Origin of the sequence: Curtobacterium sp. MCLR17_034, from assembly GCF_003234485.1 — a bacterium.
Classification (GTDB): Bacteria; Actinomycetota; Actinomycetes; order Actinomycetales; family Microbacteriaceae; genus Curtobacterium; species Curtobacterium flaccumfaciens.
On record NZ_QKTH01000003.1, the window covers coordinates 170,181 to 194,527 of the forward strand.

Below are 24,347 nucleotides of genomic sequence, written 5' to 3' on the forward strand. Positions count from 1 at the left end.
CGGCCGTTCCGGACAGCGGTGAAGGCCCGCTCGCACGAGGCGCGCGGGCCCAAACCCGTTCAGTGTAGTCGATCTCGGTGATCGCTACAGCTGGGTGGTCGCTAGAGCTTGGTGACCTGGTCGAAGCTGAGCTCGACCGGGGTCTCGCGCTCGAACAGCGAGACGAGGACGGTGAGCTTGCCGCTCTCCGGCTTGATCTCCGAGATCGAACCCGGCAGGCCCGCGAACGAGCCTTCCTTGATGGTGATCGTCTCGCCGATCTCGAAGTCGACCTCGGCTGCGGGCTGTGCCTGCAGGCCGCTGCCCTTCGCGCCGCCCTTGGTCGGGGCGGCCTCGGCGACCTGCACGAGGGACTTGAGCATGCCGAACGCCTCGTCGAAACGGAGCGGCGTCGGGTTGTGCGCGTTGCCGACGAAGCCGGTGACGCCCGGGGTGTGCCGGACGACGGACCACGAGTCCTCGTTGAGGTCCATGCGGACGAGCACGTACGAGGGGATCCGGACGCGGGTGACCAGCTTGCGCTGCCCGTTCTTGATCTCGACGACGTCCTCCATCGGGACCTCGACCTGGTAGATGTAGTCCTCCATCGACATCGAGACCATGCGGTTCTCGATGTTCGACTTCACGCGGCGCTCGAAGCCCGCGTAGGAGTGGATGACGTACCACTTGCCCGGCTTCATCCGCAGCTCGGCCTTGAAGGCCTCGTACGGGTCGACCTCGGCGGGCTCGTCGTCCTCGTCCTCGGCGTCGAGTGCCTCGTCGGCGGCGAGCGTCTCGTTCGCCTCGGCGGCGGTCTCGGACTCGAGCTCGACTTCTTCCTCGTCCTCGACGGCCTCGACGGCGGCCTCGGCCTCGTCGGCGGAGTCGATCTCGAGGGCGTCGTCCACGACGGCGTCAGCCTCGGGATCGCGGGCTTCCTGCAGGGCCGTCAGTGCTTCGTCGAGGCCGGCGTCGACGGTGCCGTCGTCGGGCTCGGAACTGAGGCCGAGGGACTCGTCGTCGTCGCCCTCGATCGAGATCGCACGCTCTTCAGCGGACTCGACGGAGCGTCCTTCGCCGGTCTCGACGTCGCCTTCCTGGTTCTCCTCGACCTCGGAGGACTGCTCGGCAGCCGTCGCGAGGTCGATGTCATCGCGGGAGTTGTCAGACACAGTCGATTCTTTCCGTTCGGTGGTTCGGGTCGGGTTGGCGTTCGTTCATGGTCACGAGCGACGCCGTCACGATCGACGCCGTCTCGGGCGACCGTACTCCTCGGAACGACCGCACACGGCAGTCGATGTCAGGGTCAGGCCGTGGGCCCGTTGCCGAAGACGTACCCGACGCCGAGACCGAACACGAAGTCGAGGATCGACACCAGGATCATCATGACGACGACGAACACGAGCACGACGCCCGTGTAGCTGAAGAGTTCCTTGCGGGTCGGCGTCACGACCTTGCGCAGTTCGCCGATCACCTGACGGATGAAGAGCACGATGGCAGCGATGGGCCCGCGGCGCTCGGCCCGGTCCTGCTTCGCCTTGGCGACGACGTCGTCCGCCGTCGTCTCCATGTCTTTGCTCGCCAACTTCTACCCTTCCAGAGTTGCAGGGCGGACAGGACTCGAACCTGCAACCTGCGGTTTTGGAGACCGCTGCTCTACCAATTGAGCCACCGCCCTTCGGACACGGTTCGTCACCGATCCGCGTTCCGGTGGACGAGTCTACGGGAGTCCGTCACACGGTGTCCACTTGGCCCCTTCCACGGCGTGCCGCGCCGGTAGGCTGGGCCCCGTGAGCACCGCAGCCCCAGGCCCCGAGTCCACCGCCCACGTGTCCGTCGACACCCCCGCCACCGCGCCGGTCGATCGTCCGCGCATCGCGTCCCGCATCGCGGCCATCGCCGAGTCCGCAACGCTCAAGGTCGACGCGAAGGCCAAGGCACTCAAGGCCGCCGGCCGTCCGGTGATCTCGTTCGCCGCCGGTGAGCCGGACTTCGCGACCCCGCAGCACGTGGTCGACGCGGCCGTCGCTGCCGCGCAGGACCCGAAGAACCACCGCTACACGCCCGCGACCGGCCTGCCCGAACTCAAGCAGGCGATCGCCGACAAGACCGCCCGGGTGTCCGGCATCACCGTCGAGCCGTCGCAGGTCATCGTCACGAACGGTGGCAAGCAGGCGGTCTACCAGGCGTTCCAGACCATCGTCGACGCCGGTGACGAGGTCCTGCTGCCCGCGCCGTACTGGACCACCTACCCCGAGGCCATCCGGCTGGCCGGCGGCGAGCCGGTCGAGGTCTTCGCCGGCAGCGACCAGGACTACCTGGTGACGGTCGAGCAGCTCGAGGCCGCCCGCACCCCGGCGACCAAGGCGCTGCTGTTCTGCTCGCCGTCGAACCCCACGGGCGCCGTGTACTCCGCCGAGCAGACCCGGGCCATCGGCGAGTGGGCGCTCGAGCACGGCATCTGGGTGATCAGCGACGAGATCTACCAGGACCTGGTGTACGACGGCGTCCGCTTCGCCGGCATCCTGGCCGAGGTCCCCGCCCTCGCCGACACCACGATCCTGGTGAACGGCGTCGCGAAGACCTACGCGATGACCGGCTGGCGCGTCGGGTGGTTCATCGGCCCGACCGACGCCGTCAAGGCCGCGTCGAACCTGCAGTCGCACCTGTCGTCGAACGTCTCGAACGTGTCGCAGCGCGCCGCGATCGCCGCCCTGACCGGTCCGCAGGAGCCCGTCGCCGCCATGCGCGAGGCCTTCGACCGCCGACGGAAGGCCATCGTGGACGGCCTCAACGCGATCCCGGGCTTCCGTACGCCGACCCCGCAGGGCGCCTTCTACGTCTACCCGGACGTCACCGCCCTGCTCGGTCGCGAGTGGGCCGGCACCACCCCGACGACCACGCTCGAGCTGGCCGACCTGATCCTCGAGCACGCCGAGGTCGCGGTCGTGCCGGGTGAGGCCTTCGGCCCCTCCGGCTACCTGCGCCTGTCGTACGCGCTGGGCGACGACGACATCGCCGAGGGCGTCGCTCGACTGGCGGAGTTCTTCGCGTAGACCTCGGGAGTACAGAACGGGCCACCTCGTCGAGGTGGCCCGTTCTGCGTGCCGGGAGGCCCGTGGTCCGTCGTGCTCGTCCGTCCCGTCGCGCGGACGATCAGCCGAGCAGGTCCCCCACCACGACGGGTTCCGGGACGAGCGAGACACCGAAGCGGTTCAGCACGGTCACCTGCACGAACCGTGCGAGCTCGGCCACCTGCGCCGCCGTCGCCCCGCCGCGGTTCGTGAGCGCGAGGGTGTGCTTGGACGAGATCGCCGCGCGGGAGCCCGGCACCGCGTACCCGCGGTGCACGCCGGCGTGCTCGATGAGCCACGCGGCACTGAGCTTGACGTCGTCGCCCGCGGGCCAGCGGGGCGCATCCGTTGGCAGGGTCTCGGCGAACGCCGGCGAGACGATCGGGTTCGTGAAGAACGACCCGGCGCTCCAGGTGTCGTGGTCATCCCCGTCGAGCACCATGCCCTTCGAGCCACGCAACCGCAGGACCTCGTCGCGGACGGTCGTGGGCGGCACGAGCGCACCGAGCTCGACCCCGAGCGAACCGGCGAGCTGCGCGTACCGCACGGGCACACCGTGCTCCCCCGCGAGCCCGAGCCGGAACTCGACCGTCAGCACGACACCGCGCCGACCGTGCTTGAGGGTCGACGTTCGGTAGCCGAGCGCCAGCTCGGCTACGGGGATCCACGCGCGCTCCCCCGTGGCTGCATCGAGGAACTCGACGCGGGTGAGCACGTCGGCGAGTTCGACCCCGTAGGCGCCGATGTTCTGCACCGGGGACGCACCGACGGTGCCCGGGATGCCGCTGAGGGCCTCCAGGCCGGTCCAGCCGTTCGCGACGGTCGTGGCGACGAACGGGTCCCACGGTTCCCCCGCGGCGACGCGGACGGTGACGCCGTCGGCGTCGCGGTCGGCGTCGACGCCCGTCGTCCGGACCAGCACGACGGTGCCGTCGAAGCCCTGGTCGGCGACCAGCAGGTTGCTGCCGCCGCCGAGGACGAGCCACTCGTGGTCGTCGAAGGCGTCGAGCGCGTGGGCGACGAGCTCGTCGGTCGTCTCGGCCGTGAGCAGCCGGGTGGCGGCCCCGCCGACGCGGAGCGTCGTCAGGTCGGCCAGCACCGGCTCGGACACGGTCAGCGGAACACCACCGTGACCTGCGCCTTGCCGAGCACGGTCTGCCCGGCGGCGGTCACGGTGAGGTCGATGCGCTTCGGCCGGCCGTCCTCGTCGACGGTGCCGACCTTCGCGACGATGCCGACGGTGGCACCCTGCTCCGGGTCGACGACGACGGGGCGCGTGAAGCGGACGCCGTAGCCCGCGACCCAGCCGCTGTCACCGAGCCACTCGGCGACCGGCTGCACGGCGATGCCCATCGTGAGCATGCCGTGGGCGAGCACACCGGGCAGGCCGACCGAGGCGGCGACGTCGTCGCGGTAGTGGATCGGGTTGAAGTCGCCCGAGGCGCCGGCGTACCGGACGAGCGAGTCGCGCGTGATGTGCACGTCGCGCTCGGCGACGACGGTGCCGACCTCGAGCGCGGTGGCGGGTGCGGCGGTCATGCGTCGTCTCCTCGGACCACGAGGGTGGAGGTCGCCGTGACGACGTGCTCCCCCTCGGCGTCGTTCATGGTGCTCTGGGCGGTGACCATCGCGTTGCCGCCGAGGGTCTTCACGCTGGTGACCGTCAGGGTCGCGGTGAGCTCGTCACCGGCGACGATCGGCCGGTCGTAGGTGAAGGACTGCTCGCCGTGGACGACGCGGGAGAAGTCGATGCCGGCGTCGGGCTCGTTCAGGAGCTGCGCGAGCGTGGCCTCCTGCACGACCACGGCGAACGTCGGGGGTGCGACCACGTCGGCGTACCCGGCGGCACGTGCGGCGTCCGGATCGTGGTGGACGGGGTTGGTCGCGAAGACCGCACGCGAGAACTCGCGCACCTTCTCGCGGCCGACCAGGTAGGGCTGGGCCGGCGGGAACGTCCTGCCGACGAGCTCGGGGTTCACTGACACCACGGCAGTCTACCGAGGCCCGTCCGGGGGCCGGTGATCGATGAGAACGCTTCAGCTAGACTGTCTGAGACCGATTCGGGGGAATCGGGGCGTGCCGTGCGGCACGGGTTCGTTCGGGACGGGGAGGGCCGATGGACACCACGACGGAGTTCGCCGTGCACACGGGAGACCGGTGCACCGCCATGGAGGTCGCGGCCGCCGCGCTGCGCCGCACGGGCCACCACGTCGAGTCGACGGGTGGCACGATGACCGCGACGGCGGGCAGCCGGACGCTCACGATCCTGCTCGGCGCGCTCGTCCAGCCGGCCCGGGAGTACCGCCGGTACGAGCTGTCGACCGTCGTGGACGGTGCCACCACCACGATCACCCTGCGCCGGGCCGGGCACGGCACGGCCGTGTCGGGCGGCAGCATCGGAGCGAACCGGCGACGGGCCGCCTGGCAGCAGGTCACCGCCGCGGTCGAGGACGCGTTCCGTGCGGCCGGGGTGCTCGCGACGCGGACGGACACCGGCTCCCACCGCACGCAGTAGGGCGGCCGGACGGCCTCCGGCGGGTGGCCGCGCGGCGCACCGCCACGGGAGCGGTCACCGGGGACCCGGCCAGCCATCTAGGTTGGGCCCGGGGCCCCGGAAAGGAACCGCCATGAGCATGGAGAGCGCAGCCTGGAGCTCGCTGTACAAGATCTCGTCCGCGCAGGGCGGCAAGCACGGGTTCTCCCGCGCGTCCGTCCGGCGGATCCTGACGTTCGCGGTGCCGTACCGGGCGAAGCTGCTGGTCTTCATCGGCCTGTCCGTCGTCGGCGCCTTCCTCGCGGTCGCGACGCCGGTCCTCGCCGGGCAGGTGGTCGACGTCATCGTCGCCCGCGGTGAGGTCGCGACGATCGTCCGGCTGGCCGTGGTCATCGCCCTGGTGGCCGTGGCCGACGCCGCCGTGTCGCTGACGACGCGGTGGTACTCGGCGCGGATCGGCGAGGGCGTGATCCTGGACCTCCGGACCGCCGTCTTCGACCACGTGCAGAAGATGCCCATCGCGTTCTTCACCCGCACCCGGACCGGTGCGCTCGTGAGCCGCCTCAACAACGACGTGATCGGCGCCCAGCAGGCCTTCAGCGGCACGCTGTCCGGCGTGGTCACGAACCTCGTGGCGCTGGTCCTCACCCTGATCGTCATGCTCAGCACCTCGTGGCTCGTGACGGTGCTCGCCGTCGTCATGCTCCCGGTGTTCCTGGTCCCCGCGCGCCGGATGGGGAGCCGCCTCGCCGCCCTGCGTCGTGAGGCCGCCGACCACAACTCCGCGATGAGCACCCAGATGACCGAGCGCTTCTCGGCTCCCGGCGCCACCCTCGTCAAGCTGTTCGGCCGACCCGACGAAGAGGCCGAGGAGTTCCGTGTCCGCGCTGCCCGGGTCCGCGACATCGGGGTCCGGACCGCGATGCTGCAGTTCGTCTTCTTCACCGCGCTCATGCTCGTCTCCGCGCTCGCCCTCGCGCTGGTCTACGGGCTCGGCGGCTTCCTCGCGCTCGCCGGCCGGCTGGACACCGGCGAGGTCGTCACCCTGGCGCTCCTGCTCACCCGGCTCTACGCCCCGCTGACGAGCCTGGCGAACGCCCGGGTCGAGATCATGAGCGCCGTGGTCAGCTTCGAGCGCGTCTTCGAGGTGCTCGACCTCGAACCACTCATCCAGGAGCAGCCGGACGCGGTCACCATCGCCGACGGCCCGGTCTCCGTCGAGTTCGACGACGTCCGGTTCGCCTACCCGTCCGCCGACAAGGTGTCCCTCGCCTCGCTCGAGGAGGTCGCGACGCTCGACACCCGCGGCGGCGAGGAGGTGCTGCACGGCCTGTCGTTCCGGATCGAACCGGGGCAGACCGTCGCCCTGGTCGGCTCGTCCGGAGCCGGCAAGTCCACGGTCGCGCAGCTGCTCTCGCGCCTGTACGACGTCGACAGCGGCGCCGTGCGTCTGGCCGGGACGGACGTCCGCGACGTCACCTTCGCCTCGATGCGGCACACCCTCGGCATGGTGACGCAGGACGGCCACCTGTTCCACGAGACCATCCGCTCCAACCTGCGGTTCGCCCGGCCCGAAGCCTCCGACGACGAGGTGTGGGACGCCGTCCGCCGTGCGCGGCTCGAGCCGCTCATCCGGTCCCTCCCCGACCAGCTGGACACCATGGTGGGTGAGCGCGGCTACCGGCTGTCCGGGGGCGAGCGCCAGCGGATGACGATCGCCCGGCTCCTGCTCGCCCAGCCGCGCGTCGTCATCCTCGACGAGGCGACGGCGGCACTCGACTCGACGTCCGAGGCAGCGGTGCAGGCAGCGCTCGGCGAGGCGCTCGAGGGGCGGACGGCGATGGTGATCGCGCACCGGCTCTCCACGATCCGCAGCGCGGACGTGATCCTCGTGGTCGAGGACGGCTCGATCGTGGAGCGGGGCACGCACGACGAACTGCTGGCCGCGGGTGGCCGGTACGAGGAGCTGCACCGCACCCAGTTCGCCGCGCAGGAGAACGTCGCGGCCGACGTGCCGGCGGCGGACTGAACGCGCGGCGGGTCGGCCCCGGCAATCGAAGTGGGGCCGGCAACAGAGAAGGCCCCCTGACCCAGGGGATCCTGGGCGAGAGGGCCTTGCGTGTAGCGAGGGCGGGACTTGAACCCGCGACCCCACGATTATGAGTCGTGTGCTCTAACCAACTGAGCTACCCCGCCAGAGATCCGGAGCGGCACGCGCACCGGGTCGGAGCCCCGAGTCAGGATTGAACTGACGACCCCCTCCTTACCATGGAGGTGCTCTACCACTGAGCTATCGGGGCGATGTACCGCGAGCGGCACCACACGAGGATAGCAGACCTCCGACGCTGCTCCGGAACCGGACGAGACGCCCGGGCGTGCCGCGTCGCGGGCCCCTAGTTCGCGTTGGTCTTGAGCCACGCCAGCGGGTCCACCGGGACCCCGTCGACGTGCACCTCGAGGTGCAGGTGCGGGCCCGTGGAGTTGCCCGTGCTGCCGACGAGACCGAGGATGTCGCCGACCTCGACGTGCTGGCCGGTGACCACCTTGAAGGAGTTGTCCTCCATGTGGCCGTAGACGCTGACGAACTGCTTGCCGTCGACGTCGTGCTCGACCCAGACGTCGTTGCCGAAGCCGCCGTCGTTCGCCTGCACCTTGATGACGGTGCCGGCGGCGATGACGCCGATCGGGGTGCCCTCGCCCGGGGCGAAGTCGACGCCCATGTGGTTCGTCGAGCAGAACGAGCACCCGGCGACCTGGCGTCCGCCGAAGCCCGAGGTGATCGGGACACCGGTCAGGAACGGCCACTGGATCGTGCCGGTCGGGTCGTTCGTGAAGCTGGAGGAGTCGACGTTCGCGTACTGCGTGGCGTCCGAGACCGTGAACTGGTCGCGAGCGGTCGACCCGTCAGCAGCGGCACCGACCTGCATCGACTGGGTGGCACCCGAGCTGGCACGGGCCGCGGTCGAGCCGGACTCGGGCACCCAGAGCGCCTGGGCCGGCAGCGAGGTCGAGACGACCAGGCCGGCCGCGAAGAGCAGGGCACCGACCGCGGTCACACGGGAGGCCGACCGGCGGAACGACGCACCACGCTTCGGGGCCGGTGCGCTGACGGGGGTGCTGGAACGGATGTGACGGGTCGCGCGGTCGACCGGGGTCTTCGTGGCCGGACGGCTGGTGCGACGACGCGACGCGGGGACCTGCCCAGCGACCCGACGCGGCTGCGACACCGAGGCGGCGGGAGCGGCCGGCTGCGCGTGCACGACGGGCGAGGTGGGGGCCGGCGGCGTCACGATGCGGGACGCCGGCCGCGCGGGCGACGCCGGTGCGAGGTCGATCGGTGACACGGGGGCCGCGGGGGTTCCCGGCGTGACCGCACCGATCACGTCGTCGAAGCTCGGCCCCGCCGAGCCCTGCGCCTCCTGCACCACGCTCGAGCCCTTCGCCGCTGCTCGTTCCGCCTCGATCCGAGCGCGTCGGGTCTGGTGGACGACCGGGGTGGCGGCGTCGACGGAACCGTCGGTGGGAGCGGACGACAGAGGAGTACGGGGCATGCGTGCGGTGGCGATCCTGATCAGAGAAGGGCTCACTCGTTGGTAACGAGCAGATAACGGGACCTGAGCACGCTAGCAGGCGAGGTCGCAGGTCGCCAGTCGTGGTGATGTCCTCCCGGCGCCCCCAGACCTGGGGACCGGCGCGTCCTCAGGCCCGCACGGCTCCGAGCGCACCGGCCTCGAGCCCACGCACCAGGGCCTCGAGTTCGTCGGCGACGGCGGGGCTCGCGAACAGGAAGGAGCGGGTCCCCCCGGCCTCCCAGATGCGGATCGTCGCGCCGGCCTCCTGCGCGACGAGGGCCCCGCCCGCCATGTCCCACGGGTTGATCCCGCGCTCGTAGTACGCGTCCACCACGCCCGCACCGACGGCGCAGCAGTCGAGCGACGCCGCTCCCCCACGGCGGATGTCCCGCACCTCGCCGATGAGCCCGGCGAGCACCGCGACCTGCTCGCGGCGACGGTCGGCCGTGTACCCGAACCCGGTGGCGACGAGCGTCTCGGCGAGCGAACCGGGCGTGGCGACGGACAACGGCTCCCCGTCACGGGTCGCACCCTGGCCGACGGCCGCGCGGAAGACGGTACCCGTCGCCGGCGCCACGACGACGCCCGCGATCGGCTCCCAGGTCATCGGGTCGGGTGCTCCGCGCACGACGCCGATGCTCACGCCGTACTCGGCGCTGCCGTACAGGTAGTTGACCGTGCCGTCGATCGGGTCCACCACCCAGGTGATGCCCGAGGCGCCCGATGCCGACCCGGACTCCTCACCGTGGAAGGCGTCGTCCGGTCGGGCCTCGGCGATGCGGGCGCGGATGAGTGCCTCGACCTCACGGTCGGCGGCCGTGACCACGTCGACGATGCTCGACTTCCGGTCCGCGACCTCGACCCCCTCGGCGCGGCGGCGTGCGGCCAGCGCCGCTGCGTCACGGGCGATCGACTCGGCGAGGTCGGCGAACTGGGACGGGGTGAGGTCGGATGCCATGCACCCATCCTCCCGGAAACACCATCGGCCCCGTCCGCAGTGGACGGGGCCGATCAGATGGTGGCAAGTGAGGGATTCGAACCCCCGAAGGCTACGCCGGCTGATTTACAGTCAGATCCCTTTGGCCGCTTGGGTAACTTGCCATGCGCACCCAGCCGGTGTGATCACCAACCGAAGGCGCGCACAAAAGCATAGCGGATGGCTGACGGTGGTCGTGACCATCGCGAGCCGATCCGCGCGACCGGAACCGGGCCTCCCGTCCGCCGTTAGGCTGTTCCGCATGGCAGACAGTTCCTTCGACGTGGTCAGCAAGGTCGACAAGATGGAGGCGGAGAACGCCCTCAACCAGGCGGCCAAGGAGATCGAGCAGCGGTACGACTTCAAGGGCGCCGACGCCTCGGTCGCGTTCAGCGGCGAGGACGTCCTCATCAAGGCGAACTCGGAAGAGCGCGCCAAGGCCGTGCTCGACGTCCTGCAGAGCAAGGCGATCAAGCGGAACATCAGCCTGAAGAGCCTCGACGCCGGCGACCCGTACCCCTCGGGCAAGGAGTACCGCATCGAGGTGAAGTTCAAGAACGGCATCGAGCAGGACGTGGCGAAGAAGATCGGCGCGTTCCTGCGGGCCAACGCCCCGAAGACGGTGAAGAGCCAGATCCAGGGCGACGAGCTCCGGGTCTCGTCGAAGAGCCGTGACGACCTGCAGAACACGATCCAGCTCCTCAAGGGTGAAGAGTTCGACGTCCCGTTGCAGTTCATCAACTTCCGCTGACCCGCGGCCCCTGCGAACGACACCCGACACCCCGTGGAGCACTGGCTCAGCGTCGTCATCACCGTCCTGCTCGTCCTGCTGGACCTGGCGATCCGCGTCTTCTCGATCATCTACGTCCCGATCAACCGGAAGCCGCAGACCGCGACGGCGTGGCTGCTCGCGATCTTCCTCATCCCCTACATCGGCTTCATCGTCTTCCTGGTCATCGGGTCGACGAAGCTCCCCCGCGCCCGTCGCGAGAAGCAGACCGAGATCAACGCGTACATCCTCGAGCAGACCGAGGGCATCGAGCGGGTCCGCCGTGACCACCCGTGGCCCGCGTGGCTCGAGAGCGTCACGCGGCTGAACCGCGAACTCGGTGCGATGCCGTTGGTCGGTGGCAACTCCGCGGAGCTCTACCCCGACTCCGAGGAGTCCATCGCCGAGATGACCCGGGCGATCGACCAGTCCCGCCGGTTCGTGCACGTCGAGTTCTACATCGCGACGCTCGACGACACCACACGCCCGTTCTTCGAGGCGCTCGCGCGGGCGCAGGCACGCGGCGTCACCGTGCGGTTCCTGCTCGACCACTGGGCGAGCCGCGGCTACCCGGGCTACAAGGACACCCTGGCGTTCATGGACCAGGCGGGCATCGAGTGGCACCTGATGCTGCCCCTCCTGCCGTTGCAGGGCAAGTTCCAGCGCCCAGACCTCCGCAACCACCGGAAGATCATGGTGATCGACGGCTCGGTCGCGTTCACCGGCTCGCAGAACCTGATCGACGCGTCGTACGACATCAAGTCCCACATCGAGAAGGGCATGGTCTACAAGGACCTGTTCGCCCGGTTCGAGGGACCGGTCGTCGCCGGGCTCAACGCCCTGTTCGTCACCGACTGGTACAGCGAGACCGACGAGCTGCTGCTGCGTGAGAGCGACCCCGTCCAGCGGGCCGACCGCGGCGATGCGCTCGACTGTCAGGTGGTGCCGTCGGGCCCGGGCTTCGACGGCGAGAACAACCTGCGCCTGTTCAACGCGCTGCTCTACTCGGCGCAGCAGAAGGTGTCGATCACGTCGCCGTACTTCGTGCCGGACGACTCGATGCTCTACGCCATCACCACGACGGCGCAGCGCGGGGTCGACGTCGAGCTGTTCGTCGGCGAGATGGGCGACCACGCGATGACCTGGCACGCGCAGCGCTCCTACTACGAGGAACTCCTGCGGGCCGGCGTGCGGATCTGGCTGTACCGCGCGCCGACGATCCTGCACGCCAAGCACTTCACGATCGACGACGAGGTGTCGGTGATCGGGTCGAGCAACATGGACATGCGCTCGTTCAGCCTGAACCTCGAGGTCTCCGTGATGGTGCGCGGTCACCGCTTCGTCGACGCCCTGCGCGAGGTGCAGGACTCCTACAAGGAGCACAGCTTCGAGCTCACGCTCGACGCGTGGGTCGACCGTCCGCGCCGGTCCAAGGTCCTCGACAACGTCGCGCGGCTGACGGCGGCGCTGCAGTAGCCGTCGCCGTCGCAGCGTCGCAGCGTGCGTCGTCGCGCCGTCGCACCGTCGCACCGTGCGTCGTCGCACCGTGCGTCGTCCTCCACCCGGTGCGACCTTGGCCGCACCGTGCGTCGCGACAGCGGGACACCCGGCGAGCAAGCCCGCGGCGAACGGACAACCCTGCACCGTGCGGGGCGTTCCGAGCCGGTTCAGGATGCCGTGCGCCACGCGTCGCACAACCAACCACGCACGGTGCGGACGGGAGGCGCGGGTCGCCTCCGTCGCGCACCGTGCGTCGTCCTCCACACGGTGCGACCTCGGCCGCACCGTGCGTTGCGACAGCGGGACACCCGGCGAGCAAGCCCGCGGCGAACGGACAACCCTGCACCGTGCGGTGAGCGTTCCGCGGCCGGTGCGGGTCCGCCAGGTGCGCTCAGCGCATCGGGACGAGGGACGCCACGGCCCCGACCACCCGCTCGAGCGGTCCGCGGCCGAGGAACCGCCGCCACAGCATCGCGAAGACCACCGAGCCGAGGGCGAACCAGCCCCAGGCCTCGGCCGACTCGGGGTACGTCGGCAGCATCGCGATGACCACGAGGTGCCCCGAGTACACCGTCAGCGGCATCGACCCCACGGCCGCCAGGGGGAACGCGATCCGCTCGGCGACGCGCCCGCGGCCGTCGAACACGAGCAGGCAGAGGGCGATCACCGCGACCGCCACCCCGGCCGTCCCCACCACGTCGACGACCGACGACGAGTGGTCGCGCGGGGACAGGAACAGCTGTGCGAGGGCCTGGCCGGGGGTCGACGCGTCTCCCGCGGACGGGACCCCGGGGAACGCCAGGGCCGCGTCGTCGGGCAGCGGGGCGAGGACCGACCCGGCGACGTAGGCGGTGGCGGCGACCAGTGTGCCGGACGCCAGGACCAGGATCTGCCGACCACGGTCCTCCAGGCCGACCCGGGCGACCGCGAGCCCCACCAGGACGTACGCCAGGAAGGTGACCACGGGGTAGACCAGGCCGAGCTGGACGCCGATCATGCTGGCGTCCGCGTAGGCCGGCGCGATCGTCAGCGCGGCGAGCGGCGACAGCACCGCGCAGAGCGCGGCGATGCCGAGCAGCGCCGCCGGTCGGACGCGGAGCACCGGGACCACGAGCAGGAACAGCACGCCGTAGGTCGGCAGGATCACGTACACGGGGGTGTCGAGCGCCATCAGGGCGAACCCGATGACGACGACCACCACGGCGCGGATCGCGAGCCGGGCACGGATGCGGCCGATGATGGGCGGGCCGGGCGGGTCGGTGCGGCCGCTCGTCAGACCGATCGAGACGCCGGCGAGGACCGCGAACAGCGTGGACGGGCGCCCGTGGGCGACGGCGGTCCAGGTGGCCGGGTCGGTCCAGTCGAGCTGCTCCGCGATGCCACCGATGTGTGCGGCCATCATGCCGAGCAGCGCGACCGCACGGGCCACGTCGACGCCCTGCAGCCGCATCCCCGACGCGGACGCGCCCCGCACCGCTGTGAACGGGACGGGGCGCGTGTCGGTCATGGTGTCGTCAGCTCGTCGGGGTGTCGACGCGTCCGAGCGAGACCTCGATCATCTCGTCGCGCGGCACCACCTTGATGCGCTCGCGCCCGTCGACCGCACCGAGCGCCTGCTCGTGGGTGTCGAGGTGGTGCCAGCCTTCGAGGTCGGTGTACTCGACACCGCGCTCGCGGAGCAGGGCCGGGATGGCCTCGTCGGAGGGGTCCTCCGGGGTCCACCAGCTCGCCTGGTCGTTGACGATGTGCTGCACCGTCTCCATCGCGTCGGACTTCGTGTGCCCGATGAGCCCGACCGGACCGCGCTTGATCCAGCCGGTGGCGTACACCCCGGGGATCTGCTGGTTGTCGTCGTCGAGGACCTGGCCCTCGTGGTTCGGGATGACACCGTGGCGCTCGTCGAACGGCACACCGGGCAGCGGGGAACCGAAGTACCCGACCGCGCGGTAGGCGGCCTGGATCGGGATCTCGCGGATCTCGCCGGTGCCCTCCACGCCGCCCTCGCCGTTCGGACGGGTGCGCTCGTAGCGGATGGCGGTCAGCTTGCCCTGCTCGTCGCCGACGAACTCGATCGGCTTCGCGTAGAAGTGCAGGTGGAGCCGGCGGCTGGCCTGGCCGACCTCGCGCGTGCGCCACTGCTCGAGGACACGGTTGATCACCATGACCTGCTTGTTCGTCGCGATCGCGGTCTTCGAGGCCTCGTCGTGGTCGAAGTCCTCGTCGTAGACCACCATGTCGACGTCGCGGACCTCGCCGAGCTCGCGGAGCTCGAGCGGCGTGAACTTCACCTGCGCCGGACCGCGGCGGCCGAAGACGTGCACGTCCGTGACGGGCGAGGCCTTCAGGCCCTCGTAGACGTTCGCGGGGATCTCGGTCGGCAGCAGGTCGTCGGCGTGCTTCGCCAGGATGCGGGAGACGTCGAGGGCGACGTTGCCGACGCCGATGACCGCGACGCTCTCGGCGTTCAGCGGCCAGGTGCGCGGGACGTCTGGGTGGCCGTCGAACCAGCTCACGAACTCGGCGGCGCCGTACGAGCCGTCGAGGTCGACACCGGGGATGTCGAGGTCGGCGTCCTTGATCGCGCCGGTCGAGAACACCACCGCGTTGTAGTGCTTCTTGAGGTCCTCGAGGGTGATGTCCTCGCCGTAGCGGACGTTGCCGAACAGCCGGACGACCCCGCGGTCGAGGACGTCACGCAGGGCGTTGATGATGCCCTTGATGCGCGGGTGGTCGGGGGCGACGCCGTACCGGACCAGACCGTAGGGCGCGGGGAGCTGCTCGAACAGGTCGATCGACACGTCGTAGCCGTGGGCCTCGCGCAGCAGGATGTCCGCGGCGTAGATGCCGGCGGGGCCGGCGCCGACGATGGCGAGTCGGAGGGTGGGCACTGATCGTCTCCAGTTCGTTCGGGTGGGGGTTCCCGGGGGCCTCCCGACCGGGCCGCAGTGCGTGCGCCGTCGGGAGGGGTGTTCAACGGCTTCGGTCGACGACGGAGTCCGCGAAGCGGGTGAGTGCCCGTTTCACGGTGCCGTCGGGGAGCGGGGCGAGGGCGGCGACGGCTTCGCGGGCCCAGGCGACGGCGACGGCTCGGGTCGCCGCGGTGGCCTCGTGCTCGCGGAGCGCGGCGACGGCCGACTGGTACGGCGCGGAGTCGACCACGTCGTCCGGCGCACCGTTGACGTCGCGCTCGATGCGCTCGACCAGGTGCTGCGCGGACGGGTCGGTCGCGGCCATCCGGCGCAGCTGCAGGACCGGCAGGGTGTCGACGCCGGCACGCAGGTCGTTGCCGGCGATCTTGCCGGTCTTGTCCGTCGCGGGGGCGAGGTCGATGACGTCGTCGACGAGCTGGAAGGCGACGCCGACCTTCTCGCCGAAGGTACCGACGGCATCGAGGTAGGCGCGGTCGGCACCGGAGAACATCACGCCGGCACGTGCCGCGGTGGCGATGAGCGAACCGGTCTTGTCGCTGAGCACCTGGATGTAGTGCTCGAGCGGGTCGTCGTCCGGCTGCGGCCCCGTGGTCTCGTGCAGCTGGCCCATGCAGAGACGCTGGAAGGTCTCGGCCTGCATCCGGATGCCCTCGGTGCCGAGGTCGGCGGTGATCAGGCTGGCGCGGGCGAAGAGCAGGTCGCCGGTGAGGATCGCCACGTTGTTGCCGTAGGTGATCTGCGCGGCGGGGACCCCGCGGCGCACGGGCGCTTCGTCCATGACGTCGTCGTGGTACAGCGACGCCAGGTGCGTGGTCTCGATGCTCACCGCGGCCTTGACCACGGCGTCGGTCACGCCGTCACCGAGCTGGGCGATGAGGAGCGTCAGGGTCGGACGGATGCGCTTGCCACCGGCGGACAGCAGGTACCGACTGGTGGTGTCGGCGAGGGTGTCGGTGGAGCGCATGGCGTCCTCGAGCCCCTGCTCGACGAGTTCGAGCCCGTCGTCGACCGCGGAGATGAAGCGTCGGTCGGCGGGCGTGGCGAACAACCGCTCGCCGATGCCCAGCGATGCGCGCAGGCTCGGCGCGCGACGTGCGACCGGGACGCTCGGATTCAAGTGCTGCTCCGTCTTCGGGGGTGGTGACCGGTCAGTCGGCGGCCGGGTCGACGCGCGGCTGCTCGCCGGTGTTCTGGTGGTCACGGCGGGCCTTCGCACGCCGTGCCGCGGACTCGCGCACCGTGTCGGCGACGGGCTTGCGGCCACGGTGCAGTGCGACGATACCGGCCGTCAGGTTGCGGTAGGCGACCACCGAGAAGCCGACACCGCGGAGCCACTGGGTGAGCACCTGCTGGTCGGGCCACGCGTCGATCGACTCGGCGAGGTAACGGTAGGCGGCCGGGTTGCTGCTCGAGAGCCGCGCGATGCCCGGGAGCACGCGCTTCAGGTAGGTGCCGTAGCCGAAGCGCAGCAGGGCGCGGGGCGGCGTCGAGAACTCACAGATGACGACGCGGCCACCGGGCTTCAGGACGCGCAGCATCTCGGCGAGCGCCTGCTTCGGGTCGTTCACGTTGCGCAGCCCGAACGAGATCGTGACGGCGTCGAACGTGTCGTCGTCGAAGGGCAGCTGCTCGGCATTGCCCTCGACGAAGGTGATCTCGGGGTGGCGTTCACGGCCGACGGCGATCATGCCGGCGGACAGGTCGAGCGCGGTGACCTCGGCGCCCTTCTTGGCGAAGGCCGCTGCGCTGGTCCCGGTGCCCGCGGCGATGTCGAGGACCTTCTCGCCGGGCTGCGGGTCGACCGCGCGGACCGTCGCGACACGCCACAGCGGGGCGTTGCCCGCCGACAGGATGTCGTTCGTGAGGTCGTACTTGGCCGCGACGTCGTCGAACATCGCCGCCACCTCGTCCGGGCGCTTGTTCAGGTCCGCTCTGCTCACACGATCAATCCTAGAGGTCCCGACCGAGCGTTCACCGGACTCGCAGCCACCCGGGCGGTGCGGGATCGGCGCGTAGCATCGGAGCCGTGACCCGAACCACCACGGCGGCGCCCCCGCTGACGGTCTCGACCCGGATCCTCGACGACCCGGGCGCCGTCCTCCGCCACACGCTCCGCGACCGTCCCCTCGCCTTCGTCCGGAACGGCGACGGCATCGTCGGCATCGGTGAGGCGCTCCGGTTCACGTTCACCGGCCCCGACCGGATGCGGGACGCCGCGGCCCTCTGGCGCAGCATCGTCGAGACCGCCGTCGTCGACGACCCGGTGCAGCTGCGCGGTTCGGGGCTCGTCGCGTTCGGGTCGTTCGCCTTCGCCGACGACTCCGCCGACGAGAGCGTGCTCATCGTGCCCCGGGTGGTCCTCGGTCGGCGTCGCGGCAAGGCCTGGCTGACCGCGATCGACACCACGCTCGGCGCGGAGCCCCTGGCCTTCACCCGGACCTCGGTCCCGGTCCCCCACGTCGGGCCGCACGTGTCCGTGGCCCTGCGTCCCGGGCACATCGACGAGGACACCTACGCCGCCAACGTGACCGAGGCGGTCCGCCGCATCGTGGCCGGGGGTGCCCGCAAGGTGGTGCTCGCCCGCGACCTCGTCGGGACGCTGCCGCCGGGAGCCGATCGACGGGCGGTCCTGCTCGACCTCGCGTCGGCCTACCCGCAGTGCGTGACCTTCGCGGTGGACGGACTGGTCGGCGCCACCCCCGAGACCCTCGCCCGCACCGACGGCACACGGTTGACCGCACGGGTGCTCGCCGGCAGCGCCGCCCGGGGCACCGACGAGGTGTCCGACCGGGCCGCCGCCGAGGCCCTGGCCAGCAGTGCCAAGGACGTCGAGGAGCACACCTTCGCGATCGACAGTCTGCTCGCGGCCCTCGCCCCGCTCGCGACGGACCTGCGCGCCGACGCCGAACCGTTCCGGCTGCAGCTGCCGAACCTGTGGCACCTGGCGACCGACGTGCAGGCCACGCTGCCGCCCGACACCACGTCGCTGGACGTCGCCGACGCCCTGCACCCGACGGCCGCGGTCGCCGGGACCCCGACGGACGTGGCCGTGCGGCTCGTCGCCGAGCTCGAGGGCGTCGACCGGGGCCGCTACGCCGGGCCGGTCGGCTGGATGAGCGCGACGGGTGACGGCGAGTGGATGCTCGCGCTCCGCAGCGCCCGGATCGACGACGACGGCACCGTGCGGGCCTGGGCGGGGGCCGGGATCGTGGCCGGTTCGGAGCCGGCGCGCGAGGTCGCCGAGACGGCCCTGAAGTTCCGGCCCATCGCCGACGCCCTGGCCTGAGGCAGGCGCGCGATCCAAGCGGTCGCGCGATCCGCGCGGTCGCGGGACCCACGCGGTCGCGCGACCCTCGCGGTCGCCGACAGCCGCTGGGTGGTCAGTCGGCCAGCGGGACCTCGATCACGACCCGCTCGGCTGGATCGGTGAGCACCCGCTCCAGGTCACCCCACGTCGCCGCCCGGCGGTACTCCCACCCGAGGCCCGTGACGACCCGTTCGACGTCGACGTGCTGCGGGGTCGACATCATCCGCCGCATGTCGGCGTCGGGCGTGGTCTTCGCCACCTCGAGCCCGCGGAAGATCGCGCCGCCGTGGTCGTTGCCGACGACGACCTGCACCCGGTGGGTGCGTTCCTCGGTGCCGGTGACGAACGCTCCGAGGTCGTGCAGCAGGGTCAGGTCGCCGAGGAGCACGCGTGTGGTGCCCACGGAGGCCGAGGACTGCTCGAGCGCCGCGGCGATGCCGAGTGCGGTCGAGACGGTGCCGTCGATACCCGCGAGCCCGCGGTTCGCGTGCACCCGGATCTTCTTGCCGAGCACCCGGGCGTCGGCTTCACGGATGAGCTGCGACGCCCCGAGGACCAGCCGGTCGTGCGGCCAGGTCACCCCCCAGACGGCCTCGGCGAGCATGGCCCGGTCGACGGGTCGGCGACGGAGCGCGACCTCGTCACGCAGGAACTTGTTCCGCTCGGCGCGGTCGGCGGAGCGCTTGGCGTCGAGGTCCGGGCCGGCATCGCCGTCCCCCAGGATCCGTCGGCTGGCGCCGACCCAGCGGCCGACCCACGCACGGTGCTCCGGCCGGGTGCGGCCCGTCACGCGGACGTCGGACACGAAGGTGGTCACGGCGTCCGGTCGGGAGGCACGGGCCGGGTCGAAGGGGTCGGCCGCCGGTCCGCGGACGACGATCGTCTCGACCCCGTCGCGCTGCAGGAGCGCGGGGACCTCTCTGCTGAGGGTCGGGTGGCCGAGCACGACGGCGCGGCGGACGGCGCCGACGTGGTCGGCGTCGCGCAGGAGTTCGCGGTAGGCCACGACCAGGTTGCGGCCGAAGCGCGCGCCGCTCGAGACCTCGGCGAGGAGCGGCGCCCCGAGTTCCCAGGCGATCCGCTCGGCGTCCTCGCCGGCGTCGTGCCCGGCGATGACGACGGTGCCCGGTTCGTCGTCCGGGGTGAGTTCGGCGACCGGCAGACCCGTGTGCGCCCGGCGGGTCGCGAACGCCAGGTCGACCTCGTCCTCGGGCACGGGGCTGACGTGCTCCGGGGCGAGTCCGGCCGACAGCGGCTCGCGGAACGCGACGTTGAGCTGCGCGGGACCGGGCTGTCCGGTGTGCCCGGCTGCGGCGGCGACCGCCTGGCGGGCGAGGGTGCGCAGGGTGTCGCGGACCGAGCCGTCGACGCCGTGCGCCGACGGGGCCTCGACGTCGCGGACGAAGGCGACGGCCTGGCCGAAGATCCCCGGCTGGACGGTGGTCTGGTTGCTGCCGATGCCGCGCAGTTCGTCGGGACGGTCGGCGCTCAGCACGATCATCGGCACGCCGGAGTGGTGCGCCTCGAGCACGGCGGGGTGCAGGTTGGCCACCGCGGTGCCCGACGTCGTCACCACCGCTGCGGGTCGGTGCGTCTCGACGGCGAGCCCGAGTGCGAAGAACCCGGCGGTCCGTTCGTCCAACCGCACGTGCACGGTCAACCCGCCGGCGCGCTCGAGGGCGACTGCCGCGAGGGCGAGTGCCTGGGAGCGCGAACCGGGGCTCACCACGACGTCGGTGACGCCGGCACGCACGAGTTCCTGCAGGAGGGCGAGCGCGGTGTCCGTCGCCGGGCTGCCCGAACCGGCGGGCCCGTCAGCGATCGGTGCGGCCGTCGTCGTCGCGCTCGTGGAACTGGTCTTCGAGGTCTCGGAGGGTCGCGTCGTCCTGGTCCTTGTCCGTGAGGGTGGTGCCCGGCTCCGGCGTGGTGCCGAGGAAGTCCGGGTCGTCTTCGGGTCCACGGTAGCGGGCCGACGCACCGGGGTCGGCCGCCGGGGTGCGGCCCAGCAGGAACCAGAGCACGCCACCGAGGACGGGCAGGATGATGACGAGCAGCAGCCACACGCCGCGACGCAGGGAACGGACGCGCTGACGCGGCATCGTGCCGCAGTCGATGGCCGCGTACACCGTGAAGGCGACGGCGGCCACGGCGACGATCAACCACAAGCGGACCATGCGGTGAAGTCTAGGTCGCGACCCTGTGATGCCCCTGCCGGTCGGCGCTCCGTAGACTCACCGTGTGAAAGCGTGGCTCCTGTACACCCTGGCTCGGCTCGGCATCTTCGTGGTGGCGCTCGTGCTCCTCCTGCTCCTGACGCCGATGCCGTGGTATTGGGCGACGATCGTGGCCGCCCTGGTGGGCCTGCTCATCTCGTACATCGCCCTGTCCGGACTGCGCACGCAGGTGGCCCTGAGCCTGGCGAACCGCCGCGGTGCCCCGGAGCGGGACGCCGACTCGGACTTCGAGGACGACTTCGTCGACGCCGCCGACTCCGACGCCGCGGCCACCCCGACCGTCCGTCCGGTGTCCGACGCGGACCGGCACGAGGCGCGCCGGGACACCGACGCCGACTGACTCCGAGCGCGAGGGCGGGGCCGTCCGGTCGAGCAGCCGGAACGGCTACGGCTGGATGGCCAGGGTGATCCCGAGCACCACGCCGAAGGCGAGCGAGGCGAACGACGACAGCTGCAGGGCCGTGATGAGCTCGCGGGGCTTCCGTGACGACACCCCGATCGCCAGCGCCGGCAGGGCAAGCAGCAGCGAGAAGTACGTGAAGCCCGTGCGGAAGTACAGCAGCACGAACCAGAGCAGCACGACGTACGGCAGCATCAGGAACAGGCCGTACAGGACGCGGGCCACCGGACGGCCGACGACCACGGCGAGCGTGCGCTTGCCCGCCAGCTGGTCCTCGTCGATGTCGCGGATGTTGTTCACCATCAGGACCGCGCAGGCGAAGAAGCCGGCGGCCACCGCGGCTGCCCAGCCGCTGACCGTGACCTCGCGGATCTGCACGAACTGGGTGCCGAGCACGGCGACCAGCCCGAAGAAGACGAAGACGAAGACCTCGCCGAGGGCGTTGTACCCGTACGGCTTCTTGCCGCCCGTGTAGAACCAGGCGGCGACGATGGCGGCGGCCCCCACGAGCAGCAGCCACCACAGCTGGGTGAGCAGCACGATGACCAGGCCGGCGACCGCGGCCAGGCCGAAGAACGTCAGGGCGACGGTGAGCACGGTCCGGGGTTTGGCCAGGCCGGCCCCGGTGAGTCGTGCCGGGCCGACGCGGTACTCGTCGGTGCCGCGGACCCCGTCGGAGTAGTCGTTGCTGTAGTTCACACCGATCTGCAGGAACAGCGCCACGGCCAGGGCGAGCAGCGCGACCGCGAGGTGGCCGTCCTTCGCCAGGTAGTCGCCGAAGTCGCCGGGCTCCCCGCTGTCGACGAACGCGACGGCGGTGCCGAGCACGACCGGGACGACACCGAGGGTCAGGGTGCGCAGGCGTGCGCCGCCGATCCAGTCGCGCGCGGTCGCCTTCCGCTTGGTGCGGGCGGGGGCAGCGGCCTTCGCCGGGTTGCCGGACCGGCCCTGCTTCTGCGTCGAGTTCTTCGTTCGTGCCACGAGCACCGATCATATTGCCGATGCGCCACCCGGCCGCTCGCGGTCCCTACGGGCGGCCCGGGTCGACGAGCGCCTGCACGGCCCGACGGTCGGGTTTGCCCGACGACAGCATCGGGATCCGGTCCACCAGGACCACGTCGGCCGGGCGGGCGGCACGCCCCAGGGTGGCTCCGACGTGGGCACGTACGGCCTCGAGGTCGAGCGGCTGCTCGGTGACGACGACCGGGACCTCGCCCCACTCCCCCGCCGCACGCCGGGCGACGACGGCGCTCTCCTGTCCTGGGAGCCCGCGGACGAGCCGTTCGACCGCACCGAGCTGGACCTTCTCGCCGCCGGAGATCACCACGTCGTCGAGGCGTCCGAGCACGCGGACCACGCCGTCGGAGAGGGTCGCGGTGTCCCCGGTCCGGTACCAGCGCAGCCCGTCCCGCTCGACGAAGGCCGACACCGTGCGGGCGTCGTCGTCGAGGTACCCCTCGGCGAGCATCGGCCCCGCCAGGTGCAGCTCACCGTCGACCAGCGCGGTGCGCACCGTGCCGAACGGGACGCCGTCGTACACGCATCCACCGCTCGTCTCGCTCGCACCGTACGTCGTCACGATCCGGACCCCGGCGTCGAGCGCCCGCTGCCGGAGCGGCGCCGGGGTGGCCTGCCCGCCGACCAGCACCGCGTCGAACCGGGCGAGCGCACGCGTGGCGTCCGGGTCGTCGAGCACCCGTGCGAGCTGCACCGGCACCAGGGAGGTGTAGCGACGCGGCGCGGCCGGACCGGTGACGAGCCGTTCGGCCGCCTCGGTGAACGCGGCGGCCGCGAAGTGCCCGGGTGGCACGACGACGGGGTCGGTGCCCGCGGTGATCGAGCGGGTCAGGACGTTGATGCCGGCGATGTAGTGCGTCGGCAGTGCGAGCACCCAGCGCCCGGGCCCACCGAGTGCCGCGTCCGCCGCGGCGGCACCGGCGAGGAGCGCCTCGGACGAGAGCGCCACGCGCTTGCCGGTGCCGGTGGACCCGCTGGTCTCGACCACCAGGGCGACCGCCTGACGGACCTCGGCCGGCGGTGGCGTCGGCAGTGCAGGAGCCCCCTCGGCGACGGGGAGCAGTGCGGGGCCGCCGGCGAGTGCTGCCTCCAGGCCGCGCAGCACGGCCGTCGGGTCCGACGTGCCGGTCGCGACCAGCGGACGGGGCATCAGTAGTGCCAGGGGAACGCGGTCCACTCGGGAGCGCGCTTCTCGAGGAACGAGTCGCGACCCTCGACCGCCTCGTCGGTGCCGTAGGCCAACCGCGTGGCCTCTCCCGCGAACACCTGCTGGCCGACCATGCCGTCGTCCACGGCGTTGAACGCGTACTTGAGCATCCGGATCGCCGTCGGGGACTTGCCGAGCACGATCTCGCCCCAGCGGATCGCCTCGCGCTCCAGGTCGGCGTGCGGCACCACGGCGTTCACCGCACCCATCTCGTACGCGCGCTGGGCGGAGTACTCCTGCGCGAGGAAGAAGACCTCGCGGGCGAACTTCTGCCCGATCTGCTTGGCGTAGTAGGCGCTGCCGTAGCCGCCGTCGAACGAGCCGACGTCGGCATCGGTCTGCTTGAACTTCCCGTGCTCGGCGCTCGCGATGGTGAGGTCGCAGATCGCGTGCAGCGAGTGCCCACCGCCCGCAGCCCAGCCGGGGACGACCGCGATGACGACCTTGGGCATCATCCGGATCAGCCGCTGGACCTCGAGGATGTGCAGCCGCCCCATCGATGCCTGGGCGGCCGCGGGGTCGACGCCCTCGGGCGGGGCGCCCTCGTCACCGACGTACTGGTAGCCGCTCCGCCCCCGGATGCGCTGGTCGCCGCCGGAGCAGAACGCCCACCCGCCGTCCTTCGGGCTCGGGCCGTTGCCGGTGAGCAGCACGACACCGACACGGGGGTCCTGCCGGGCGTCGTCGAGGGCGCGGTAGAGCTCGTCGACCGTGCGCGGGCGGAAGGCGTTGCGGACCTCGGGACGGTCGAAGGCGACCCGGACGATGCCCTTGGAGACGTGCTTGTGGTACGTGATGTCGGTGAACTGCTCCGCGATCGGAGCGGTGGTCCAGACGTCGGGGTCGAACAGGTCGGAGACGGGAGCAGCCATGCTCCCAACGTACCGC

General features: G+C 71.5%; 23 protein-coding genes and 4 tRNA genes. 7 read left to right on the plus strand and 20 right to left on the minus strand.

The window, feature by feature from the left end:
* Nucleotides 1–101: 101 nt before the first annotated feature.
* The 3 genes from nusG to DEI98_RS05275 form a co-directional block, all read right to left on the minus strand.
* Nucleotides 102–1,151, minus strand: coding sequence for a transcription termination/antitermination protein NusG (gene nusG / locus DEI98_RS05265; RefSeq protein WP_110861538.1), 1,050 nt, complete (start codon nucleotides 1,149–1,151; stop codon nucleotides 102–104).
* A gap of 134 nt (nucleotides 1,152–1,285) precedes the next feature.
* Nucleotides 1,286–1,549: a preprotein translocase subunit SecE gene (secE, locus tag DEI98_RS05270; protein ID WP_371830607.1), complete on the minus strand. Its 264-nt coding sequence runs from the start codon at nucleotides 1,547–1,549 to the stop codon at nucleotides 1,286–1,288.
* A gap of 35 nt (nucleotides 1,550–1,584) precedes the next feature.
* A tRNA-Trp gene (locus tag DEI98_RS05275) sits at nucleotides 1,585–1,657 on the minus strand.
* Nucleotides 1,658–1,808: 151 nt separating this feature from the next.
* Here DEI98_RS05275 and DEI98_RS05280 point away from each other — a divergent pair.
* The gene (locus DEI98_RS05280; RefSeq protein ID WP_111100144.1) at nucleotides 1,809–3,035 is read left to right on the plus strand and encodes a pyridoxal phosphate-dependent aminotransferase; all 1,227 of its coding nucleotides are present in this window, start codon (nucleotides 1,809–1,811) and stop codon (nucleotides 3,033–3,035) included.
* A 100-nt stretch (nucleotides 3,036–3,135) separates the two neighbouring features.
* Here the strand turns inward: DEI98_RS05280 and DEI98_RS05285 are convergent, their stop codons facing one another.
* The 3 genes from DEI98_RS05285 to DEI98_RS05295 are packed head-to-tail and all read right to left on the minus strand — an operon-like array spanning nucleotide 3,136 to nucleotide 5,038.
* Nucleotides 3,136–4,164 carry a UDP-N-acetylmuramate dehydrogenase gene (locus DEI98_RS05285; protein ID WP_111100145.1) on the minus strand — a complete coding sequence of 343 codons (1,029 nt, stop codon included), beginning with the start codon at nucleotides 4,162–4,164 and terminating at the stop codon, nucleotides 3,136–3,138.
* A 2-nt stretch (nucleotides 4,165–4,166) separates the two neighbouring features.
* Nucleotides 4,167–4,592 carry a MaoC/PaaZ C-terminal domain-containing protein gene (locus tag DEI98_RS05290; RefSeq protein ID WP_027466539.1) on the minus strand — a complete coding sequence of 142 codons (426 nt, stop codon included), beginning with the start codon at nucleotides 4,590–4,592 and terminating at the stop codon, nucleotides 4,167–4,169.
* On the minus strand, nucleotides 4,589–5,038 hold the full coding sequence (locus tag DEI98_RS05295) for a MaoC family dehydratase N-terminal domain-containing protein (RefSeq protein ID WP_082047026.1): 450 nt from the start codon (nucleotides 5,036–5,038) through the stop codon (nucleotides 4,589–4,591). The genes DEI98_RS05290 and DEI98_RS05295 overlap by 4 nt, the downstream gene beginning before the upstream one ends.
* A gap of 131 nt (nucleotides 5,039–5,169) precedes the next feature.
* On the opposite strand from DEI98_RS05295, the gene DEI98_RS05300 reads away from it, so the two are divergent.
* Complete coding sequence (locus DEI98_RS05300) at nucleotides 5,170–5,568, plus strand: hypothetical protein (RefSeq protein ID WP_071406316.1); 399 nt, start codon at nucleotides 5,170–5,172, stop codon at nucleotides 5,566–5,568.
* A 112-nt stretch (nucleotides 5,569–5,680) separates the two neighbouring features.
* Nucleotides 5,681–7,576, plus strand: a complete 1,896-nt coding sequence (locus tag DEI98_RS05305) for an ABC transporter ATP-binding protein (RefSeq protein WP_111088103.1) — start codon at nucleotides 5,681–5,683, stop codon at nucleotides 7,574–7,576.
* Between the two features lie 93 nt (nucleotides 7,577–7,669).
* Here DEI98_RS05305 and DEI98_RS05310 read toward each other — a convergent pair.
* From DEI98_RS05310 to DEI98_RS05330, 5 genes are all read right to left on the minus strand, one after another.
* Nucleotides 7,670–7,743 (minus strand) — tRNA-Met (locus DEI98_RS05310).
* Nucleotides 7,744–7,775: 32 nt separating this feature from the next.
* Nucleotides 7,776–7,847, minus strand: a tRNA-Thr gene (locus DEI98_RS05315).
* 93 nt (nucleotides 7,848–7,940) lie between these two features.
* On the minus strand, nucleotides 7,941–9,098 hold the full coding sequence (locus tag DEI98_RS05320) for a M23 family metallopeptidase (RefSeq protein WP_111100146.1): 1,158 nt from the start codon (nucleotides 9,096–9,098) through the stop codon (nucleotides 7,941–7,943).
* 148 nt (nucleotides 9,099–9,246) lie between these two features.
* Entirely contained in the window at nucleotides 9,247–10,077 is an 831-nt protein-coding gene (locus DEI98_RS05325; protein WP_111100147.1) for an inositol monophosphatase family protein, read from the minus strand.
* Between the two features lie 58 nt (nucleotides 10,078–10,135).
* Nucleotides 10,136–10,220: transfer RNA gene (locus DEI98_RS05330), tRNA-Tyr, on the minus strand.
* Between the two features lie 137 nt (nucleotides 10,221–10,357).
* On the opposite strand from DEI98_RS05330, the gene DEI98_RS05335 reads away from it, so the two are divergent.
* Together DEI98_RS05335 and cls are read left to right on the plus strand one after the other, a co-directional pair.
* The gene (locus tag DEI98_RS05335) at nucleotides 10,358–10,846 is read left to right on the plus strand and encodes a YajQ family cyclic di-GMP-binding protein (RefSeq protein ID WP_017888627.1); all 489 of its coding nucleotides are present in this window, start codon (nucleotides 10,358–10,360) and stop codon (nucleotides 10,844–10,846) included.
* A gap of 33 nt (nucleotides 10,847–10,879) precedes the next feature.
* Complete coding sequence (gene cls, locus DEI98_RS05340; protein ID WP_071406312.1) at nucleotides 10,880–12,340, plus strand: cardiolipin synthase; 1,461 nt, start codon at nucleotides 10,880–10,882, stop codon at nucleotides 12,338–12,340.
* A 415-nt stretch (nucleotides 12,341–12,755) separates the two neighbouring features.
* On the opposite strand, the gene DEI98_RS05345 is transcribed toward cls, so the two are convergent.
* The 4 genes from DEI98_RS05345 to DEI98_RS05360 form a co-directional block, all read right to left on the minus strand.
* Nucleotides 12,756–13,871, minus strand: a complete 1,116-nt coding sequence (locus tag DEI98_RS05345; RefSeq protein WP_111100148.1) for a heparan-alpha-glucosaminide N-acetyltransferase domain-containing protein — start codon at nucleotides 13,869–13,871, stop codon at nucleotides 12,756–12,758.
* 7 nt (nucleotides 13,872–13,878) lie between these two features.
* Nucleotides 13,879–15,252, minus strand: coding sequence for an FAD-dependent oxidoreductase (locus DEI98_RS05350; protein ID WP_110863405.1), 1,374 nt, complete (start codon nucleotides 15,250–15,252; stop codon nucleotides 13,879–13,881).
* Nucleotides 15,253–15,334: 82 nt separating this feature from the next.
* Nucleotides 15,335–16,411, minus strand: coding sequence for a polyprenyl synthetase family protein (locus tag DEI98_RS05355; RefSeq protein ID WP_027466355.1), 1,077 nt, complete (start codon nucleotides 16,409–16,411; stop codon nucleotides 15,335–15,337).
* A 31-nt stretch (nucleotides 16,412–16,442) separates the two neighbouring features.
* Nucleotides 16,443–17,234 carry a demethylmenaquinone methyltransferase gene (locus DEI98_RS05360; protein ID WP_111100149.1) on the minus strand — a complete coding sequence of 264 codons (792 nt, stop codon included), beginning with the start codon at nucleotides 17,232–17,234 and terminating at the stop codon, nucleotides 16,443–16,445.
* Nucleotides 17,235–17,320: 86 nt separating this feature from the next.
* Between DEI98_RS05360 and DEI98_RS05365 the strand changes: the two genes are divergently transcribed.
* Nucleotides 17,321–18,580 (plus strand): isochorismate synthase MenF, encoded by a 1,260-nt coding sequence (locus DEI98_RS05365; RefSeq protein ID WP_111100150.1) that lies wholly within the window; start codon nucleotides 17,321–17,323, stop codon nucleotides 18,578–18,580.
* Between the two features lie 94 nt (nucleotides 18,581–18,674).
* Here the strand turns inward: DEI98_RS05365 and menD are convergent, their stop codons facing one another.
* A complete protein-coding gene (gene menD, locus DEI98_RS05370) occupies nucleotides 18,675–20,423 on the minus strand; it encodes a 2-succinyl-5-enolpyruvyl-6-hydroxy-3-cyclohexene-1-carboxylic-acid synthase (protein ID WP_111100205.1) in 1,749 nt (582 codons plus the stop codon).
* Nucleotides 20,416–20,775, minus strand: coding sequence for a PLDc N-terminal domain-containing protein (locus tag DEI98_RS05375; RefSeq protein WP_071406307.1), 360 nt, complete (start codon nucleotides 20,773–20,775; stop codon nucleotides 20,416–20,418). The genes menD and DEI98_RS05375 overlap by 8 nt, the downstream gene beginning before the upstream one ends.
* A 64-nt stretch (nucleotides 20,776–20,839) precedes the next feature.
* Here DEI98_RS05375 and DEI98_RS05380 point away from each other — a divergent pair, with 64 nt between their 5' ends.
* A complete protein-coding gene (locus DEI98_RS05380) occupies nucleotides 20,840–21,175 on the plus strand; it encodes a DUF4229 domain-containing protein (protein WP_111100151.1) in 336 nt (111 codons plus the stop codon).
* Nucleotides 21,176–21,220: 45 nt separating this feature from the next.
* Here the strand turns inward: DEI98_RS05380 and DEI98_RS05385 are convergent, their stop codons facing one another.
* Genes DEI98_RS05385 through DEI98_RS05395 form a run of 3 tightly spaced genes read right to left on the minus strand, consistent with a single transcriptional unit; the run spans nucleotide 21,221 to nucleotide 24,331 of the window.
* Complete coding sequence (locus DEI98_RS05385) at nucleotides 21,221–22,222, minus strand: 1,4-dihydroxy-2-naphthoate polyprenyltransferase (protein ID WP_111032004.1); 1,002 nt, start codon at nucleotides 22,220–22,222, stop codon at nucleotides 21,221–21,223.
* Between the two features lie 40 nt (nucleotides 22,223–22,262).
* Nucleotides 22,263–23,402, minus strand: coding sequence for an AMP-binding protein (locus DEI98_RS05390; RefSeq protein ID WP_111100152.1), 1,140 nt, complete (start codon nucleotides 23,400–23,402; stop codon nucleotides 22,263–22,265).
* Entirely contained in the window at nucleotides 23,402–24,331 is a 930-nt protein-coding gene (locus DEI98_RS05395) for a 1,4-dihydroxy-2-naphthoyl-CoA synthase (RefSeq protein ID WP_071406303.1), read from the minus strand. The genes DEI98_RS05390 and DEI98_RS05395 overlap by 1 nt, the downstream gene beginning before the upstream one ends.
* Nucleotides 24,332–24,347 lie beyond the last annotated feature (16 nt).

Bases quoted from the DNA above. Each gene is read 5' to 3' on its own strand.
- secE (WP_371830607.1), bottom strand. From the start codon at position 1,549: ATGGAGACGACGGCGGACGACGTCGTCGCCAAGGCGAAGCAGGACCGG.
- DEI98_RS05290 (WP_027466539.1), bottom strand. From the start codon at position 4,592: ATGACCGCCGCACCCGCCACCGCGCTCGAGGTCGGCACCGTCGTCGCC.
- DEI98_RS05300 (WP_071406316.1), top strand. From the start codon at position 5,170: ATGGACACCACGACGGAGTTCGCCGTGCACACGGGAGACCGGTGCACC.
- DEI98_RS05305 (WP_111088103.1), top strand. From the start codon at position 5,681: ATGAGCATGGAGAGCGCAGCCTGGAGCTCGCTGTACAAGATCTCGTCC.
- DEI98_RS05320 (WP_111100146.1), bottom strand. From the start codon at position 9,098: ATGCCCCGTACTCCTCTGTCGTCCGCTCCCACCGACGGTTCCGTCGAC.
- DEI98_RS05325 (WP_111100147.1), bottom strand. From the start codon at position 10,077: ATGGCATCCGACCTCACCCCGTCCCAGTTCGCCGACCTCGCCGAGTCG.
- DEI98_RS05335 (WP_017888627.1), top strand. From the start codon at position 10,358: ATGGCAGACAGTTCCTTCGACGTGGTCAGCAAGGTCGACAAGATGGAG.
- DEI98_RS05345 (WP_111100148.1), bottom strand. From the start codon at position 13,871: ATGACCGACACGCGCCCCGTCCCGTTCACAGCGGTGCGGGGCGCGTCC.
- DEI98_RS05375 (WP_071406307.1), bottom strand. From the start codon at position 20,775: ATGGTCCGCTTGTGGTTGATCGTCGCCGTGGCCGCCGTCGCCTTCACG.
- DEI98_RS05390 (WP_111100152.1), bottom strand. From the start codon at position 23,402: ATGCCCCGTCCGCTGGTCGCGACCGGCACGTCGGACCCGACGGCCGTG.
- DEI98_RS05395 (WP_071406303.1), bottom strand. From the start codon at position 24,331: ATGGCTGCTCCCGTCTCCGACCTGTTCGACCCCGACGTCTGGACCACC.